General features: G+C 70.8%; 1 protein-coding gene and 1 pseudogene. Both read right to left on the bottom strand.

The window, feature by feature from the left end:
* Positions 1 to 122: 122 nt before the first annotated feature.
* Positions 123 to 644: pseudogene (locus G6048_RS47970) on the bottom strand (SidA/IucD/PvdA family monooxygenase); the annotation flags it as partial.
* The gene (locus tag G6048_RS47965) at positions 641 to 1,738 is read right to left on the bottom strand and encodes a pyridoxal phosphate-dependent decarboxylase family protein (RefSeq protein ID WP_235991156.1); all 1,098 of its coding nucleotides are present in this window, start codon (positions 1,736 to 1,738) and stop codon (positions 641 to 643) included. The pseudogene G6048_RS47970 and the gene G6048_RS47965, both read right to left, overlap by 4 nt.
* Between the last annotated feature and the right edge of the window lie 108 nt (positions 1,739 to 1,846).

Genomic DNA, 1,846 nt, shown 5'->3' with positions numbered 1-1,846 from the left:
GGCCTCATCGGACTGGCCGACCGCGTGGCCGTGGCGGACGGCAGACTCCGCATCTTCAGCCCTCAGGACGGGCCTACCCTGATGCACGTGGTCGTCCAACGCGCCGCCGATGCCGTGTCGTGGTTCTTGGCGTACGCACGGCCGTGTACGTCCCCGCATTCGCCGTCTTCGCAGCCGTCTTGGCCTTCGGGGTCGTGTCGTCGGGTGAAGTCGACTTCGAAGAGGTCGCGCCCGGGGTTCCAGCGGACTGCGTCGATCCGGTGGCCGAAGTGGAGTCCGGGGAGGTGGTCGCTGACCCAGCGGCAGTACGCGGCGTATTCGGCGCGGTGGATGTGGAAGCGCTCGGCGAAGTAGAAGGGGAAGAGGCGGTCGCGGCTGCGGAGGTAGTTGAGGAAGGACCAGGGGTTTACGGGGTCGGCGAGGGTGACCAGGTCGGCGAGGAAGGGGACTTGGAGGGTGGCGCCGTCGATGAGGAGGCCGGGGTGCCAGTCGAAGGCGGGGCGCTGGTCGTAGAAGGCGGTGTCGAGTTCGGTGAGGGGGTGGGCGAGGGCGGCGAGGGAGAGGTTGAAGGGGCCGATGCCGATGCCGATCAGGTCGCGGGGTGCTTCGGGCTCGTGCTGTGCGGGGCGGGGCCTCGGGATCATCGGGGGGTGTGTCCTTCCACCAGTTTCAGGAGTGCGGCGAGGTCGCCGGGTGTGGTGTGCGGGTTGAGCAGGGTGGCTTTGAGCCAGAGGCGGCCGTCGGGGCGGGCGCGGCCGAGGACGGCGCTGCCTTGGGTGAGGAGGGTGCGGCGTACGTCGGCGACGGCGTCGTCGGTCCAGTGGGTGGGTCGGAAGAGGACGGTGCTGATGGTGGGTGGCGCGTAGAGCTCGAAGCCGGGGTGTGCGGCGATGAGGTGGGCGAACTCGCGGGCGTGGGCGCAGACTTGGTCGGCGAGTGCGCCGAGTCCTTGCCGTCCGAGTGTTTTGAGGGTGACGGCGATCTTGAGGATGTCGGGGCGTCTGGTGGTACGCAGGGAGCGGCCGAGGAGGTCGGGGAGGCCGGCCTCGGTGTCGTCGTCGGCGTTGAGGTAGTCGGCGTGGTGTTCCAGTACGCGGAGGTCGTGCGGGTCCTGGACGGCGAGAAGGCCTGCGGCGGTGGGCTGCCAGCCGAGTTTGTGCAGGTCGAGGGTGACGGTGTGGGCGCGGCGGAGTCCGTCGAGACTGCTGCGGTGGCGGTCGCTGAAGAGGAGGCCTCCGCCGTATGCGGCGTCGATGTGCAGGCGGGCGCCGTGGGCCTGGCAGATGTCGGCGATGGCGGGGAGCGGGTCGATGAGTCCGGCGTCGGTGGTTCCGGCGGTGGCAGCGACGATCAGTGGGCCGGGCAGCTTGGTGAGGGTTGCGTCGAGGGTCGTGGGGTCGAGCGTGCCTGCGGGCGCCGGGACGGTGATGGGTTCGGGGAGGCCCAGGAGCCAGGTGGCGCGGCGGAGAGAGTGGTGCGCGTTCCGGGCGCATACGAGTTGGACGGCGCCGTGGAGTTCGCGGGCGAGGAGGAGGGCGAGCTGGTTGGACTCGGTGCCGCCGGTGGTGACGAGGGCGTCGGCCGGCGTGCCGTACACCTCCTTGGCGAGCGCTGCCGTGACCAGGGCTTCCAGCTCGGAGGCGGCGGGGGCCTGGTCCCAGGAGTCGAGGGAGGGGTTGAGCGCGGAGGCGGCGAGGTCGGCGGCGGTGGCGACGGCGAGGATCGACGGGCTGCCCATGCCCCATCCCTGTGACGCTGTACGTCTCCACGACCACCGTCCCGCTCCCGTCCCGGAACGCCTGGTGCGGATAACCGGCGACGCTGTCACTCACGTCCGCGACCTGGT

Source organism: Streptomyces ureilyticus (assembly GCF_011045025.1).
Classification (GTDB): Bacteria; Actinomycetota; Actinomycetes; order Streptomycetales; family Streptomycetaceae; genus Streptomyces; species Streptomyces ureilyticus.
Note: the sequence above shows the minus strand (reverse complement) of the source record. Positions and strands in the feature narration are given on the sequence as shown.

Bases quoted from the DNA above. Each gene is read 5' to 3' on its own strand.
- G6048_RS47965 (WP_235991156.1), bottom strand. From the start codon at position 1,738: ATGGGCAGCCCGTCGATCCTCGCCGTCGCCACCGCCGCCGACCTCGCC.